The 15,853-nt window shown below is 74.6% G+C and carries 11 protein-coding genes; 6 read left to right on the top strand and 5 right to left on the bottom strand.

From position 1 onward, the window contains the following. Positions 1-173 precede the first annotated feature (173 nt). Both ACIRJT_RS37960 and ACIRJT_RS37965 read right to left on the bottom strand, forming a co-directional pair. Positions 174-1,229 (bottom strand): lactonase family protein, encoded by a 1,056-nt coding sequence (locus ACIRJT_RS37960; RefSeq protein ID WP_403918961.1) that lies wholly within the window; start codon positions 1,227-1,229, stop codon positions 174-176. A gap of 145 nt (positions 1,230-1,374) precedes the next feature. After that, complete coding sequence (locus ACIRJT_RS37965) at positions 1,375-2,886, bottom strand: FUSC family protein (protein ID WP_403918964.1); 1,512 nt, start codon at positions 2,884-2,886, stop codon at positions 1,375-1,377. 309 nt (positions 2,887-3,195) lie between these two features. Between ACIRJT_RS37965 and ACIRJT_RS37970 the strand changes: the two genes are divergently transcribed. From ACIRJT_RS37970 to ACIRJT_RS37985, 4 genes are all read left to right on the top strand, one after another. Then, positions 3,196-3,519 carry a hypothetical protein gene (locus ACIRJT_RS37970; RefSeq protein ID WP_403918967.1) on the top strand — a complete coding sequence of 108 codons (324 nt, stop codon included), beginning with the start codon at positions 3,196-3,198 and terminating at the stop codon, positions 3,517-3,519. Between the two features lie 91 nt (positions 3,520-3,610). Continuing rightward, positions 3,611-4,120, top strand: coding sequence for an Lrp/AsnC family transcriptional regulator (locus ACIRJT_RS37975; RefSeq protein ID WP_403918970.1), 510 nt, complete (start codon positions 3,611-3,613; stop codon positions 4,118-4,120). Positions 4,121-4,157: 37 nt separating this feature from the next. Beyond that, entirely contained in the window at positions 4,158-4,850 is a 693-nt protein-coding gene (locus tag ACIRJT_RS37980; protein WP_403918973.1) for an HAD family hydrolase, read from the top strand. Positions 4,851-5,115: 265 nt separating this feature from the next. Next, positions 5,116-6,300, top strand: a complete 1,185-nt coding sequence (locus ACIRJT_RS37985; protein WP_403918976.1) for a serine/threonine-protein kinase — start codon at positions 5,116-5,118, stop codon at positions 6,298-6,300. 43 nt (positions 6,301-6,343) lie between these two features. Here ACIRJT_RS37985 and ACIRJT_RS37990 read toward each other — a convergent pair whose 3' ends face one another. Next, entirely contained in the window at positions 6,344-7,336 is a 993-nt protein-coding gene (locus tag ACIRJT_RS37990) for an aldo/keto reductase (protein ID WP_403918979.1), read from the bottom strand. 93 nt (positions 7,337-7,429) lie between these two features. Next, a complete protein-coding gene (locus ACIRJT_RS37995) occupies positions 7,430-8,338 on the bottom strand; it encodes a family 16 glycosylhydrolase (protein ID WP_403918981.1) in 909 nt (302 codons plus the stop codon). Positions 8,339-8,608: 270 nt separating this feature from the next. Here ACIRJT_RS37995 and ACIRJT_RS38000 point away from each other — a divergent pair, with 270 nt between their 5' ends. Beyond that, on the top strand, positions 8,609-9,172 hold the full coding sequence (locus ACIRJT_RS38000; RefSeq protein ID WP_403918984.1) for a DNA polymerase ligase N-terminal domain-containing protein: 564 nt from the start codon (positions 8,609-8,611) through the stop codon (positions 9,170-9,172). A gap of 34 nt (positions 9,173-9,206) precedes the next feature. On the opposite strand, the gene ACIRJT_RS38005 is transcribed toward ACIRJT_RS38000, so the two are convergent. Further along, positions 9,207-14,123 (bottom strand): HEAT repeat domain-containing protein, encoded by a 4,917-nt coding sequence (locus tag ACIRJT_RS38005; RefSeq protein ID WP_403918987.1) that lies wholly within the window; start codon positions 14,121-14,123, stop codon positions 9,207-9,209. Positions 14,124-14,264: 141 nt separating this feature from the next. Here ACIRJT_RS38005 and ACIRJT_RS38010 point away from each other — a divergent pair, with 141 nt between their 5' ends. Continuing rightward, positions 14,265-15,689, top strand: a complete 1,425-nt coding sequence (locus tag ACIRJT_RS38010; RefSeq protein WP_403918990.1) for a geranylgeranyl reductase family protein — start codon at positions 14,265-14,267, stop codon at positions 15,687-15,689. Positions 15,690-15,853: the final 164 nt, after the last annotated feature.

Below are 15,853 nucleotides of genomic sequence, written 5' to 3' on the forward strand. Positions count from 1 at the left end.
GGCTGACCGGTGCCCGGGGCCGCGGGGGGCCCCGCCCCCCCCCCGCGCCGCCGGGGGGGGGGGGGGGGGGGGCCCCCGCGCGCCCCCCCCCCCCCCCCCCCCCCCCCCCCCCCCCCCCCCCCGCGCTGTCCTGGGCGGCCACTGCCCGGCACATCGCCCCGGGGTGGCCGCTGTCAGACGAGGACGACGCAGGAGGCCGCGGGAACCTCGACGGAGCCCGCGTGCCGGGGGAGGCCCGTCCCGGCGTCCACGGCGAACCAGCTGACGTTCCCGGAGCGCTCGTTGGCCGCGTACAGCCATTGGCCGCTCGGGTCGAGGGTGAGGTCGCGCGGCCAGCGTCCGCCGCAGCCGACGGTGGCCACCAGGGCCGCCTTCTCGCCGCTCTCGTCGAGGGTGAGCACGGAGATGCTGTCGTGGCCCCGGTTGGCGGTCCACAGGAAGCGCCCGTCGTGCGCGACGACCACCTCGGACGGATAGGTGCGCGCCGCGTCGTCGGCCGCCTCGTGCTCGGGCAGCACCGGCGTCTCGCCGAGCACGTCGAGGCGGCCGGCCGTCGCGTCCCAGCGGCAGACGGTGAGGGTCGGTTCCAGCTCGCCCAGGACGTAGGCGAGCGAGCCCGAGGGGTGGAAGGCCAGGTGGCGCGGGCCGGTGCCGGGGCGCAGGGCCGTCTCGCCGTGCAGGCGCAGGGCGCCGGTCGCGGGGTCCAGGGCGCAGACGCGTACCGAGTCGGTGCCGAGGTCCACGCTGACCACCCACCTCCCGGAGGGGTCGGCGAGGACCTGGTGGGCGTGCGGGGCCTCCTGGCGGTCGGTGTCCGGGCCGCTGCCCTCGTGCCGGAGCACCGAGGCCGCCGCTGCGAGCGATCCGTCGGCGAGGACCGGCAGGGCGGTGACGCTGCCGGAGGTGTAGTTGGCCGTGACCAGGTGGTTCGCGGCGAGCGCGAGGTGGGTGGGCGCATCGCCGTCGACGGCGCGGACAGCTCCCAGGAGAGTCGGTACGTCGTCGTCGACGGTGAAGGCGGCGGCGACGCCCGGGGCGCTCTCGCCGACCGCGTACAGGGCCGTGCCTCCCGGGCCGACCGTGAGGAACGAGGGGTCGGGCACGGCGTCCGTGGACCCCAGCACCGTCAGCGCACCGGTGTCCCGGTCCACGGCGGCGGCGGTGATGCCGCGCCCGCCCGCCGAGGTGAACGACCCTATGAATGCCCGCCGGGCGCTGTTGCCGATCATCGCGCTACCCCTCTTCTCCGTCGCCGCGATCTTCACGGCCGACGGTAGCAGGCAGCCCGCTGCGGTCCAGACCAATGAGGTCGGAGGAATCCGGCGGGTACGGGCCCCGGGGGCGGAGGCCAGGCCGGTTCGGAGGTTCGGGCGGTCAGGCCGGTTCGGGCGCCACGGCCGGTGTCCGGCCGCCCCGGCCCTGGAGCGGCGTCGCCAGCGCGGCGAGTGCGCGCTCCAGGCCGTGCAGGTGGGCCAGGGCCGGGTCTGCGGCGGTCCCGGGGAGCTCGGGCAGGTGGAAGCCGCGGGAGCCTTCGGGCGCGGTCAGCGCCTCGACGGCCACCTCGACGCGGGAGCACGCGGCGGACAGCCGTGCGTCGTGCGAGGCGTCCGGGTCGGCGGCGATCGAGGCCAGGCCCCGGACCTCGGTCACGCAGTCGTCCAGCAGCGCGATCACCTGGCGGGCGCGTGCCTTGCGGGCCGGCAACGGGCTCAGGGGGTGCACCAGCGGCGCGAGGGAGAGCCGGACCCGGCCGAGCAGCACCTCCAGTTCGGCGACGCGGGGGCCGGGGTCGGCGAGCGTCGAGCCGGCGAGCCGGTCGGCCGCCTCGGCCGTGCAGGCGTGGACGCACCGCAGGGCCTTCTGGATCCACGCGTCGGTGATGGCGTGGGTGGTGACGGGGAGGACCAGCAGCACGGCGAGCACCGCGCCGAGCGAGCCGACGGCGGTCTCCGCGACGCGCAGCCAGAGCAGGGCCGCGTCCAGGACGCCCAGCACGCCGTAGAGCATGCCGGCCATCACCGTCACGAAGAACATCATCCAGCTGTACGAGACCGCCGCCGTGTAGAAGATGCCGAAGACGCTGACCGCGACGACGGCTGCGGTCGGGGCTCCCGCGCCGTCGAGCGGGATGGCCACGGCGAATCCCGCGACGATGCCGATCACGGTGCCCAGGACCCGCCGGAATCCCCGGACGAGCGTCTCGCCGCGCGAGGTGGTGTTCACGAAGACCCACCAGGTGGCGCCCACGGCCCAGTACCACCGCTGGTCGGACAGGACCTGCCCCAGACCCAGCGCGAAGGCTCCGCCCAGGGTGGCCTGGACGGCCTGCCGGGTGGTGATGCGCAGCGGGCCCGGGCCCTGTGGGGGAGCGGGCGCGGCCGCGACGGGCAGCCGCCGCTCGTAGCACCACAGGCCGAAGCGCACGGTGGACGAGGCGCCCAGGGACAGCAGCACGGCGACGTACAGCTCGGGCAGCTGACCGGGCACGGTGTGCAGGAACTGGGCGGCGAAGAACATCATGAACGCGAAGACGCCCAGCGCGTGCCCGCGCGGCCCCCAGCGCCGGGCGTACACGCCCGCCCCCATCACGGCGAGGAAGCTCAGGTCGCGGGCGACCGGCTGGTCGTGCAGTACGGCGGCCACGGCGAGGACGGGCAGTCCGAGCACCGGGAGCAGGGCCGTGGTGACCGCCTGGCCGCGGACCGTCGGGTCGGTCACGGTGAACAGGGCGAGCAGCGCCGCGAGGCCCCCCGTGACGGCCGCCACCAGCGAGTGCCCGGCGAGGCCGCACAGCCCGACCGCGAGGCTGATGCCGAGAACGCCCCGGCCGGCGAAGCGCAGCCGCACCCGCCCCGGGTCCGGCGCCACGAACACCCTCTTCAGCACACTTCCGCCCCTTCCGCGTCTCCGCAGAACTCGCATGAAAAAGGCGCCGCGGAAGTCCGCAGCGCCATCGATGGATCCATTGCAGCATCTATCGGGCTCTTGGATCAAACCGGGAGGAGAAGCATGTACCAATGGCACAGTGATTCTCGTTGACGTTCGGCCACCAGCATGCCAACGGACCACCCGGGGCGAGCGCCCCGCACGAACGGCGGGCGTACGCAGCGGACGGCCGGGCTCCGGTTCGGAGGGCGAGAGGGGATGAGTACGCGTACTCATCCCCGGACGGGACGGGCGGCGCACGATGCCGGCATGGACATGGACACGCGCACGGACGGGATCCGGGAGGGGCGCGAGCCGCGGAGCGGCGGGGCGAACCTCCTGGTGTTCCTGGCCGTGCTGCCGCTCGACGCGCTCGCCGGCGGCTACGCCTGGCTCGTGGTCGGCATCGGCGGCTGGGCCGACGCGCACAACGGTGCGGAAGCCACCGTTCCGGCGGTGGAGCTGGTAGCGAGCGGCGGGGTGCTGGCGGCTGTGGGACTGGCCCTGTGCTGGGGGCGCTACCGGGGCGCCGCCGTGGTCCAGTTCGCCCTGACAGCCTCACTGATGACCTGGCTGCTGTCCTCCTACGACTGACGCACTGTCGTACCGCCCCGGCGGCGCGGGGTCTCTCCCTCTGGGTAAGGTCGGGGCCGCACCGGACGGCTCGGAAGGAGATCTGCGGATCATGGCGGTGGACGCTCTCGACACCCGGATCCTGCGCCTGCTGATCGAGCAGCCGCGCACCAGCGCCCGGGAGTACGCGCGCATCCTCGGCGTGGCCCGCGGCACGCTGCAGGCCCGGCTCGACCGGCTGGAGCGCGACGGGGTGATCACCGGTACCGGGCCGACCCTCTCCCCCGCCGCACTCGGCCATCCCGTCCTCGCCTTCGTCCACCTGGAGGTCACGCAGGGGCATCTGGTCGAGGTGGGCGACGCCCTTGCGGCCGTGCCCGAGATCATCGAGGCGTTCTCGACGACGGGCGGGGGCGATCTGCTGACCCGTGTCGTCGCCCGGGACGCCGGGCACCTGGAGGACGTGATCCAACGGCTGATCCAGCTCCCGGGGGTCGTCAGGACCCGGACCGATGTGGCGCTCCGCGAGCGGGTGGCACACCGGGTACTGCCGCTGGTGGAATCCGTGGGGCGCGCGGCGGGCGACCGGGACCGGCCTGGTCCCGCACCCGGTCAGGGGTGACCGGGCCCGCCACCGCGGGCTGCGGCATGCTGGGGCCATGACTTCCCGCCCCGTGACCGCGCCCGGCCCTCACGTGATCTTCGATCTCGACGGGACGCTGGTGGACAGCGAGCCGAACTACTACGAGGCGGGGCGTCGACTGCTCGCCCGGTACGGGGTGCGGGACTTCGACTGGGAGGCCCACACCCGGTTCATCGGCATCGGCACCCGGGAGACGCTGACCGTCCTGCGCGCGGAGTACGGGATCGACGCCCCGGTCGAGGAGCTGCTCGCCGGGAAGAACGCCCTGTATCTGGAGCTCGCCGGGGCGTCGACCGAGGTCTTCCCGCAGATGCGGGTCCTCGTGGAGCGCCTGTACGCGGCCGGGGTGCCGATGGCGGTGGCCTCCGGTTCGTCCCGGGCCGCGATCGGGGCGGTGCTCGCGGTGACCGGGCTCGACGCGTACATCCCGCTGTACGTCTCCGCCGAGGAGGTCGTGCACGGCAAGCCGGAGCCGGACGTGTTCCTGGAGACGGCCCGGCGGATGGGGGCGGAGCCGGCGGACTGCGTGGTGCTGGAGGACGCCCCTCCCGGAGCGGCGGCCGCGCACGCGGCGGGCATGCGGTGCCTCGCCGTCCCCTATATGCCCGGGACGGCGTCCGACCCGGCGTTCGAAACCGCCGAACTGCTTTTCCGGGGCGGGCAGTCCGCGTTCACGGCCGATGCCGCGTACCGTCGGCTGCTCGGCTGACCCGAGGTCCGGCGGGCACTCCCGGCGCCGGAGCGGGCGAGCATGTGTACCGGGCCGTCAGCGGAGCTTGGCGAAAGGGCCGTCGGGGCATCGGGGCTCCGCCGGACCGATATCCTGATCATGTCATTCGCCACTCCGCCCAGGACTGCGCCGGAGACCGGGAACCACGGGGCCCGGCAGCCGGAGCCGGCCACAATTCGAGATAGGTGTACAGGTGCTGGTAGCTGGTCGGTACCGATTGGAATCCCCCATCGGTCGTGGCGGCATGGGCGAGGTGTGGCGCGCCACGGACGAGGTGCTGGGACGCGCCGTGGCCGTGAAGCTGCTGCTGGGGGACCAGGCGGACGCCTCGTCGACCGCCCGCTTCCGGCTGGAGGCGCAGACCGCCGCCCGGTTGAGCCATCCGCACCTGGTGGCCGTGTTCGACTTCGGGGCCTGGGAGGACCGGTTCTTCCTGGTGATGGAGCTGGTCGAGGGGCAGAGCCTCGGAGACCTGCTGGCAGCCCAGGAGCGGGTCCATCCCGAACAGGTCGCCCTGATCGCGGGCCAGGCGGCCGCCGGGCTGGCCGCCGCGCACCGCCAGGGCATCGTCCACCGCGACATCAAGCCGGGCAACCTGATGCTGGACGCGGACGGTTCGGTGAAGATCGGCGACTTCGGGATCGCCCAGTTCGTCGACGACCCCTCGACCGCGCTGACGACGGCGGGTCACATCGTCGGCACGAGCCTCTACCTGGCCCCCGAGCGGGCCCTGGGACGTACCGCCGACTCCGCGTCCGACATGTACTCCCTGGGCTGCGTCGTCTATCAACTGCTCCTCGGACAGCCTCCGTTCCGCTCCGACACGGCGACCGCGACGCTGTACCAGCACGTCGACACCCCGCCGGTTCCGCTGCGGCAGCGGGGCGTGGAGATCTCCGCCGCCTTCGACTCGTATCTGCTCGGACTGCTGGCCAAGCAGCCCGAGGAGCGGCCCACCGCCCAGCAGGTCTCCGACTGGTTCCGCACCGACGCCTGGCGCGGCCGGCCGGAGCCGCTCCCCCTGCAGACGCCGGCGTCCCACCGGGCGTCGGCGCCCATGGCCCCGAAGCCCTCCCCCGCCGCCCCGCCGGCGCCGGCCGGCCCGACGACGTACCGACTCCCGGGGCCCACGGGGCGAAGACGGCAGGCGCCGACCCGGTCGGCTCCGGCCCGTCGCCGCAGTACCCGTGAGGCGATACGGCGGCGGCCCAGGGTGGCCAGCGCCATCGCGGGCACGGCGACGTTCCTGGCCGCCGTGTATCTCGGAATGATCCTGTTCTCCCCGGACTCCAGCTCCGCCGGTACGCCGGACCAGAGTCCGTCCTCGGGTCCCTCGCAGGACGTCCGCGACGGCGGTGGGCAGCAGGAGGACCAACAAGGCCAGCAGGACGGCGGCCGACAGGGCGGGGACGACGAGCAGGACGACTGAGTCCCGCCCGTCCCTCCCCCGCCCGCTCCGGCCCGCCCCGCCGTCACCAGCGGTCGTGGACCTCCGCGCGGATCGACCGGTCGTACAGGTCCCGCACCGCGTCCAGCGCGGACTGCGGCAGCGGTGGCAGGGCGGCCGCCGCCGCGTTGGCGCGGGCCTGTTCCACCGAGCGCGCGCCGGGGATCACGCTGGTCACGCCCGGCTGCTGGATGATCCAGCGCAGCGCGGTCTGCGCGGGGGTGGCGCCCTCGGGGGCCAGCTCGGCGAACTCGGCGGCCGCGGCGACGCCGGTCGCGTAGTCGATACCGGAGAACGTCTCGCCCCGGTCGAACGCTTCGCCGTGCCGGTTGTACGTACGGTGGTCCTCGGGGCCGAAGACCGTGTTCTTGGTGTACCTGCCGGAGAGCAGGCCCGAGGCGAGCGGAACCCGGGCGATGATGCCGACGCCCGCGGCTGCCGCCGCCGGGAGAACCTCGTCCAGCGGCTTGAGGCGCAACGGGTTGAGGATGATCTGCACGCTCGCGACGCCGGGGCGCGCGATGGCGGTCAGCGCCTCGGCGCAGGTCTCGACGCTCACCGCGTAGGCGGCGATCCGCTGCTCGGCGACCAGGGTGTCCAGGGCGTCGTAGACGGCGTCGGAGGAGTGGACGCCGCTGGGCGGGCAGTGCAGTTGTACGAGGTCGAGCGTGTCGGTCCCGAGGTTCGCGCGGGAACGGTCGTTCCAGGTACGGAAGTTGTCCAGGACGTAGTTCTCCTCGACCTGGTCCGCGCGGCGGCCCATCTTGGTGGCGACGAGAACACCGACGCCGGGGCGGTTCTTGAGGTAGCGCCCGATGCGCTGTTCGCTGCGGCCGTCCCCGTACACGTCCGCGGTGTCGAAGAAGGTGACGCCGGATTCGACGGCCGCGTCGAGAACCCCGAACGCGTCGTCCTCCGCGACCTCGCCCCAGTCGCCCCCGAGCTGCCAGGTGCCCTGCCCGACGACCGAGACGTCACGGCCGGTCCTGCCGAGTGTGCGCTGTTCCATGAGGATCATGCTATTCCGCTTCTCGGGTCGGGGGGTGGACGGCGGCAGGAGCACCTCTGCCGCCGTCCACGTTTCGGGGCCGCCCCCGGGGCGGGCCGGTGATCAGTCGCCGGTCGTCACGCGGACGTGGTCGATGACCATCTGCTGCGGGAACCGCGTACTGCCGTCGGGGTCGCCGGGCCAGTAGCCGCCGACCGCGAGGTTCAGGATGAGGAAGAACGGCTTGTTGAACACCCACTGGTTGCCGCCCAGGTCGGCCGGGGTGCGCCGCTGGAAGACCTGGCCGTCGACGGACCAGGTGATGGAGTCGGGCGCCCAGTCGACGGCGAAGGTGTGGAAGTCGTCGGCGAACGCCTGCCCGTTCGGCAGTGTGTACGCGGCTCCGATGCCACCGGAGCCGGAGTATCCCGGGCCGTGCAGGGTGCCGTGGACGGTGCCGGGTTCGAATCCGACGTTCTCCATCACGTCGATCTCGCCGCTGTTCGGCCAGCCGACGTTGCCGAAGTCGTCGCCCAGCATCCAGAACGCGGGCCAGATGCCCTGGCCCCGCGGGATCTTGATGCGCGCCTCGACGTGACCGTAGGCGGCGGCGAACCTGCCGGAGGTGTTGAGCCGGGACGAGGTGTACTCGCACGCCCCGTACCAGCACGGGTAGTTGCCCGGGTTCTCCTTCCGGGCGGTGATCACGAGGTTGCCCAGGCCGTCGAGCGCGGCGTTGTCGTTGCCCGGGGTGTAGTACTGCCGCTCATGGTTGTTGACGTTGTCGCCGGTCTCGATCTGCCACTTGCCGCCGTCCACGGCGGCGCCGGCCGGTCCGTCGAACCCGTCCTCGAAGGCGACGACCTGCGCCCCGGGCCCGGGGGCCGGGGACCCGGCGGCGGGTGCGGCGGACGCTCCGCCGGGGAGCGCGGTCAGGACGGCGGAGCAGCAGAGCAGAGCAGCCGCGTGGAGAGCGCCGCGGCGGCGCCGGGAGACGCTGCGCGCCGTGGAGTGCGTGGGGTGCACGGTCATCACATCACTTCGCGTGGGGGCATGTGCATGACAGGTTGACGCCGAGAGGTGAACGGTAGGGGCGATCACCTCGGGCGCATATTTCAATACTTGATTTAAGGGAGTGCCACAGGAGCCGTCAATAACCTGGTCCAGACCGAAGAGGGAACGGCATGCCCTGGGGGCATATGCGCCTGAAGGCGGTCGGCTCATCGTGCGGTTCGGCCCCTGCAGCCGCAGAGTGGACGTACGGACCGGCGGAACGGGCAGGGACCGCGAAGGGAGCACGACGTGGAGAACGACGGCACACCGCGGCCCCACTTCGTCGTGCAGATCCATGACGCGCGGCGCCTGCACTTCGACTTCCGGCTGGAGGTCGACGGCGTACTGAAGTCCTGGGCGGTGCCGCGCGGGCCCTCGGAGAACCCCAGCGACCGTCGGCTCGCCGTGCCCACGGAGGATCATGCCCTGGAATACCGCGAGTTCGAAGGGGTGATCCCTCACGGCGAGTCCGGCAGCGGCACGGTCATGGTCTGGGACCAGGGCTCCTACCGGCCGCTCGGGCACGACGGACAGGGCGACTCCGTCCCCTTCGCCGAGTCCCTGGCGCTCGGCCACGCGACGTTCTGGCTGTACGGGGCGAAGCTGCACGGCGAGTTCGCGCTGACCCGCGTCCACAAGGGCGACGAGCCGGACAGCGGCGGCCACGAGGCGTGGCTGCTGATCAAGGCGAACGACCGCCTCGCCGTGCGCGGCAGACCCGGTTCCCCCGACCCGTACCACGCCCGGTCCGCCCGTACGGGGCGGACGCTGCACCAGGTCGCCGCGGCGGCGGCCCGGGGGCCCGGCGGCTGACCGCACGCCGCCGAAGTGGCGCTCGTGCGCCCCGTCAGACCCCCGCTCCGGAGATCTCGGCGAGCACGTCCGTGTAGAGCGGCCGCCGGTCGGGCCGGGCGTGGGCCGCGGTCCTGCGCAGGACCGGGACCGCCGCGCCGCCGAAGCCGACGAGCGCGTCCCTGGCGGATCTCCGGACGACCGGCTTCGCGTGGTCGAGGAGCCGGACGAGGTCGGGCAGCGCGGGCTCCCAGGCCGCCCGGGCGAGCGTCCGTGCCGCCATGCGCACCACGTCCGGCAGCGGATCGGACAGCAGGAGCGTGGTGAGCCGCGCATGGGTGTCCCGGTCGAACAGGGCGCGCGAGGTCCGGTGTGCGTGCAGGCGTACGCCGGCGCTCGGGTGGCTCAGCAACTCCTCCACCAGCGCGTGCAGTTCCGGGTCCCGACCGGCTCCGGGCGCGGGTGCGTACTCCTCGACGAGGCGGGTGAGGGCCTCGCGGGTCCGCTCGGGCGTTCCCGCGCGGGCGAGGTCGAGCAGTTCCGGCAGCGACGGACGGTCCGCCGGGGCGGCCGTCGTGCTCCGGAACGGGGTGCGCAGGGCATCGAGCGCGGCGGCGTCCTCGGGTTCGGCCCCGGGGGTGCGCAACGGGCCGTCGACGAGGACGAGCGCGTCGGCCAGGGCATCGCGGCCTTCGGTACGCAGCCGGTGCTCGGCCCTGGTCAGCTGGGGGGTGCGGAGCAGCCGCAGGCCGGTCAGCAGGTCGAGCAGCCCGAGGTCGCCCGCCTCGACGCGCGGTGCCAGGTGGTGGGCGAGGGCATCGGCGGGAACGTAGGGCAGCGTGGCGCGGGCCGCCTCGTGCACGGCGGGCGAACCGTGTTCCCACCACCCGACGATCAGCGGGACGAGCGGGAGCAGGTCGTCCTCGGGCAGCCGAGCCGCCCAGCACAGTGCCCGCTCGGGCAGCACCCCGCGGGCGGTCAGTTCCACGACGGCGGGGTGCCGGTCGCCGCCCTCTGAGGCGTGGGCGCCGGGGTGGGCTCCGGCGCGGCCCTCCGGGTGGGTGAGGAGATCCAGGGTGGCGGTGGCGGGGAGCACGTCGACCCGGCCGCGCAGGTACGCGCGCAGCACGGCGCGCGCCACCCCCGGCTCGGGCCAGTCGAGCAGGGCCCCCGCGGCGGCGTCCCGACGGTCCGGCTTCTTCGCGTCCAGCATGGCCAGCAGCCGGGTCCGCTGGGCGGCCGACCGGGGCTGGTCGAGATCGTCCGCCCGCACCGGGCGCGACGAGTCGCCGGAGGCGGTGCGCGCCGCCCTGGTCTCGGCGATGGTCCACTCGGGCGCGTCGAGCGGCTGGAGCTCGGCCATCCGGTCGACGAGGCGCCCGCGCACGCCGGGCGCGGCCCCCGGGTACGCCTCGACGAGCGCGGAGAGCAGTTCCCGGGACGTCGGTGCGGCGGAGGTACGCCCGGCGCCGTCCGTACCGGCGGCGGGCCGGAGTCCGGCCCCGGCGGCGACATCGCGTCCCCAGAACTCCGCCAGCGCTTGCGGCGTCCGTACCGCCTCGGTCAACTCCGTTCGCCAGAGGGCCGGTTCATCGACGATCGACGACTCCTCCGGTACGCCGAAAGCCGCCCGGAGCACGGCGGGCGCGGCGCTCCAGGGGTCGGCACCGCGGTGGGCTGCGGCCAGGGCCCGGTCGAGGTCGGCGCGGACGAGCACCGCGCCCAGCTGTCGGAGCAGCATGAGGACGGAGGCGGCCGCCCCGGGCCGGGGCCGGCTGTCCGGACCGGAGGGCGGCAGTGCGCGGAGCCCCTCGACGACGGTGAAGCGCTGGACGGTGGACAGGTGCGGTGCGACGGCGTGCAGGACGTCGATCAGCTCTCCGGTCCACCCGGCCGCCGCTTCCACGGCTGTGGCAGGAGACCCCTCCGGCCCTCCCCCGCCCGTGGCGGCGTCGAACGCGTCGGTCACCGTGGCGGCGTGCCGGGCCAGCACCGTCACCTCGTCGGCGGACCACGGCCCCGGGCACAGGCGCAGGGCACACCGCAGCAGGCGGCTGCGGAGCCCGGCCTCGACGGTGCTGCCGGCCAGGTCGAGCCAGCGGGCCAACAGGGCGCGTGCCGCCGGGCGTTCGTGGTCGGCAACGGCGTCCAGGGGTGCGGGCCGCCGGGCGATGCGCAGGGCGAGCGCCGGGTCCCAGCCGGATCGCAGCAGGGCCGCCACCTCGGCGTCGCCTCCCTCCGGCGGCCCGCCCGGGGCGGCGGGCCGCGCCGGCACACCGTGCCGGGCCAGCGGTTTTGCCAACTCCTCCACGGAACCGGCGGCGAGCCGCACCCCGCCGTCGGCGACGAGCGACAGCAGGGCGGGGACGACCGGCGAACCCCCCACGTCGAGGGCGAGCACGGCGCGGGCGGTCACCTCCTGGTCGAGGGCGCGGAGCAGGAGGCGGCCGGTGCGCTCGTCACGAGCCGCTTCGGCGGCGGCGAGGAGGGTCGCGGCGTAGGCGCCGCCGACGACGGCGCGCAGCGCCCGTGTCAGCGCGGACCGCAGCCCGGGGTTGTCGTCGCGGCCGAGCGCCCGCAGGAGATGCGGGACTGCGGCCGGCGCGCCCGCGTGGAGCAGGGTGGCCGCCGCGGTCTTCCTGATGTTCGTGTTCGGGTGGTGGAGGCAGGCGGCGACCGCCCCGCCCGCCCAGCGGGCCCGTGCCGCACCCAGGGCCAGCAGGGCCGCTCGTACGGTCCGGATGTTCGGGTCACGGGTCAGCGGGACGAGCGTCGCGGACAGCGCCCGCGCGTCCTCGCCCGAGGCGTCGTGGGCCAGCAGGGCGATGACGTGCTTGCGCACGTGCGGGTCGCGGTCCCGCAGCAGGCGGTGCACCCGGGCCCGGGTGGACGGGGTCGCCGGGACCTGGAGCAACGCCTTCAGCAGCACGGCCCGTTCACCTCCGGTGAGCCCGGGCCGCTCCAGCAGGCCGAGCACCGTGGAGGTGAGGAACGCGTGGCCCGCGCCGGTGTCGTCCGGTGCGTCGAGCAGACAGACGGGCCTGATCCGCCGCCGCCTCCACAACCGGCCGCCGTGGGCGCGCATCGCCTCCAACACCTCGGGCGGCAGCTCCGGTTCGGCGCCCGGGCGGGCCGGTCCCGCGGGTGCGAAGCCGGGGCACGGAGCGTCCGTCCCCGGCCCGGGCCGGCCGGCTGCGAGGTCGCGCACGATGCGCAGGAGGAGGTCGGCCAGTGGGACGCCCTCCGGGGGCAGGGTTCCCGTACCGGCGTGCGCCGCGATCCGGCAGAACGCCGCCACGGGGTCGTCCACGTCCACGCGGGCGCGCAGAACGGCCAGTTCCCGTTCCTCGGGGGCTCCGAGGTCGGCCTCGATGGCGTGCGGGAGGTCCTGGGGGTCGAGCCGGGAGGCCAGGTCCTGCCGCTGCCCCGGTTCGCGGGTGAGGTGCCACAGGAGTGCCAGCGCCCGGTCGCGTACGGGGCGCAGTTCGGGTGCGACCGGGAGGTGTCGCGGGCTGTCCGGGGCCCCGGGCGGTCCGTCCGCCGGGGTGTCGAGGCCGAACGCCCGGGCCAGCGCCGATCGCGTACGGTCCGCGCCGATGGCCTCCAGTGCGTCCAGTGCGGCGGACGGGGCCGTGGGAAGCAGGGCCAGCACCGCTTCCTCGGCGGCGGGCGGTCGCAGGACGCGGATCGCGGCGAGGAACGGGCGCGGGAAGGGCGCGGCCGGGAGGAGTCGGGCGACGGCCTCGCCGATGGGGACGTCGGCGGCCCCCTGCCGCGACAGGGCGACGAGCAGTTCCAGACGGCGTGGCCAGTCCGGGGCGGTGGGCGGGGCGTCGGTAAGGGCGTCGAACAGGGGGCGACGGCAGGTGTAGAGGACCGTGGCGACGTCCTCCGCCGGAAGTGTGTGGTCGGCCAGGGCCAGGGCGAGGAGCGGGCCGACGTCCGGGGCAGCCGGGAAGTGGCCGCGCCGGTGCAGTGCGCGCAGACAGGTCAGCACGGGCCCGGCGAGCAGGAGGGGGTCCGTGGCGGCCAGGACCACCAGCCGGCCGATGTCGGTGCGTTCCGCCTGTTCGCCCAGGAGTTCCACGGCCTGCCCGCGCAGGGCCGGAGCCCCGCCCGGATCCTCCGCCGCGCTCCACAGCACCGTGTGGTGACCGTGCCGGGCAGCGGCGACGAGAGCGGCCGCCGCGAGCGCCGTCGACGTGGCGCCTCGGTCGGCACGCCGGCCGTCCCGGGCCCCGGTCGGCCGGGTCAGCGGTGACGCGTCCAAGGGAATCACCGCCGCCCAGGGCTCGGCGAGTTCGCGCAGCGCAGCGGTCACGACATCACGGTCGGGCCTGTCGAGCAGTCGGACCAGCAGCCCGCGCGCGAACGCCGGCCTCAGCAGTCCGGCGTGCAGCCCGTCGCGGACCAGCCGCAGCGCCTCGGTCCCGAGGACCGGGTCCCCGGTGTCGACGAGTTCGGCCACGAGCCGGTCGGGGCGGTGCGCATCGGCGGCGGCGCTCTCGCGTACGGCCCGGTAGAGGAGTTCGCCCGCCGGTTCCGTGCGAAGGACGGTCGGGTCGCCGAGGATCTCCGCCCGCAGCCAGGCGATCCGCACCCGGGCGGGCAGCGCGGCCGCACGCCAGTCGGGCAGCCGGTGCGGCGGCCTCCGCGCCACGAGCCGGGCGTGGAGGCCCGCGAGCAGGAGGGACTCCTCGGGCGACGCCCCGGGGCGATCGGGCAACAGGCGGGCCACCAGGGCGAGAGGCCCGGCCCCTGTCCCGGCCTCCCCCTCTCCGTCGGCGTCCGGGGTGTCCGCGCGTTCGGTGAGGAGGGCGAGGCCGAGGTGCCGTATCCGGGGCGTGGGGTGCCGGACCATCCGGCCGAGCACGTCCGGCGGGCAGGTGCGGGCGTCGAGGCGCCGGGCGAGGAGAGGGGCGTCGGCGCGGTCGAGTGCGTCGATGATCGTTGCGTCCGGCGGAGTAGTCACCGGCGGAGCGTAGACGGCCGGTTCACTCGGTCGCCTGAGGTTTTCCGACGCCTGGTACCGCCCCGGGCCGTCCTGATCGATGATGTTGCCCTGGGCCACCGCCCCGGCAGGAGCAACGGCCGCCTGGACGAAGGGGTTGTGATGCGGGAACTGCCACCGGACCCGACGACGACGGACACGCGGAAGGCTCCCCGTACGGGAGACGTCCGGAAGGCTCCCCGTACGGAAGACACGCGGGAGGTGTCCCGTGCGGGAGAGGACGCCCAGGTCGTCGTGGTCGGTGCGGGACCGGCCGGCTCCTCGGCCGCGTATCACCTGGCGCGGGCCGGAGTGGACGTGATCCTGCTGGAGAAGGCCCGTTTCCCCCGGGAGAAGGTGTGCGGCGACGGTCTCACCCCGCGTGCGGTCCACCAACTCATCCGGATGGGCGTCGACATCACCGCGCCGGGCTGGACGCGTGTCCGCGGTATGCGCTGGGTGGCCGGGGAGCACCGCGTGCACATCGACTGGCCCGCCCTGGGGCGCTATCCGGACTTCGGGCTCTCCCGCAGCCGGCACGACTTCGACGACATCCTGGCCCGGCACGCGGTGGCGGCCGGGGCCCGGCTGTACAGCGGCTGGAAGGCGGAGCGCCCGCTGACGGACCGGGCGGGCCGGGTCACGGGGGTCGCCGCGTCCTCGGACTCCCCGGACGTCCCGGAGCCGGTCGACTTCCGCGCGCCGGTCGTCATCGCCGCGGACGGGGCGTCCGCCCGCCTCGCCCTGGCCCTGGGCCTGGAGCGGGACCCCCGGCGGCAGATCGCGACGGCCGCCCGGCGCTACTACCGCAGTCCCGAACGCTCCCAGGAGGAGTACCTGGAGCTGTGGGCCGACCTCCGCTTCCCGGACGGCGGCCCCTACCTTCCCGGCTACGGCTGGATCTTCCCGATGGGCGACGGCAGGGTCAACGTCGGGCTCGGGGCGCTTCCCCACCGGCGGCACGGCAAGGCGGACCTGCGCGCCACTCTGGACCAGTGGCTGGCCCGGACTCCGGAGGAGTGGGGGCTGCGCGAGGAGAACGCGCAGGGCCCGGTCCGCAGCGCCGCCCTGCCCCTCGGTTTCAACCGCCATCCGCTGTACGCGCGCGGGCTGCTGCTGGTCGGCGACTCCGGCGGGATGGTCAGCCCCTGGAACGGCGAGGGCATCGCCCAGGCGATGGAGGCGGGCGAGGTCGCCGCCGAAACCGCGGCCCTCGCCCTGGCCCACCCCCGAGGGCCCCGCCGCGAACAGGTGCTGCACGGCTACCCGGTGGAGATGAACCGCCGCTGGGGCCGCTACTACCGCCTCGGCAACACCGCCGCCGACCTGATCTTCAGTCGCTCGGGTTTCCAGCCGGTGCTCAACCGGTACGTCATGGGCTCGCCGTTCCTCCTCAACACACTGGCCCGGCTGCTCACCGACCTGACGGACAAGCCCTCGCGCGATGTGATCGACCACGTCCTCAACACGGCGTTCCGCCTCGTCCCGGCCCCGGCCCGTCGTCCGGGCGCAGGACGCGGCGGGCGGCCTCGACGAAGTGCTCCTTGATCTGTTCGAGTTCGTCGGGGCGGGCCTGCCTGCGCAGACCGTCGACGATGGCGCAGGCCGCCCGGTACACCTAGTCTTCTGAGTCAGGAATTCTGTTCAGATGTATAGGCTTGGTCTGTGGCGCGTACTGGGCGGCCGAAGGCCGAGTTGATCCTGTCCGACGA

Origin of the sequence: Streptomyces sp. NPDC102283, from assembly GCF_044766265.1 — a bacterium.
In the GTDB taxonomy this organism is placed as follows: domain Bacteria; phylum Actinomycetota; class Actinomycetes; order Streptomycetales; family Streptomycetaceae; genus Streptomyces.

Bases quoted from the DNA above. Each gene is read 5' to 3' on its own strand.
- ACIRJT_RS37960 (WP_403918961.1), bottom strand. From the start codon at position 1,229: ATGATCGGCAACAGCGCCCGGCGGGCATTCATAGGGTCGTTCACCTCG.
- ACIRJT_RS37975 (WP_403918970.1), top strand. From the start codon at position 3,611: ATGGCGGTGGACGCTCTCGACACCCGGATCCTGCGCCTGCTGATCGAG.
- ACIRJT_RS38010 (WP_403918990.1), top strand. From the start codon at position 14,265: ATGCGGGAACTGCCACCGGACCCGACGACGACGGACACGCGGAAGGCT.
- ACIRJT_RS37970 (WP_403918967.1), top strand. From the start codon at position 3,196: ATGGACATGGACACGCGCACGGACGGGATCCGGGAGGGGCGCGAGCCG.
- ACIRJT_RS37990 (WP_403918979.1), bottom strand. From the start codon at position 7,336: ATGATCCTCATGGAACAGCGCACACTCGGCAGGACCGGCCGTGACGTC.
- ACIRJT_RS37995 (WP_403918981.1), bottom strand. From the start codon at position 8,338: ATGACCGTGCACCCCACGCACTCCACGGCGCGCAGCGTCTCCCGGCGC.
- ACIRJT_RS37980 (WP_403918973.1), top strand. From the start codon at position 4,158: ATGACTTCCCGCCCCGTGACCGCGCCCGGCCCTCACGTGATCTTCGAT.
- ACIRJT_RS37985 (WP_403918976.1), top strand. From the start codon at position 5,116: ATGGGCGAGGTGTGGCGCGCCACGGACGAGGTGCTGGGACGCGCCGTG.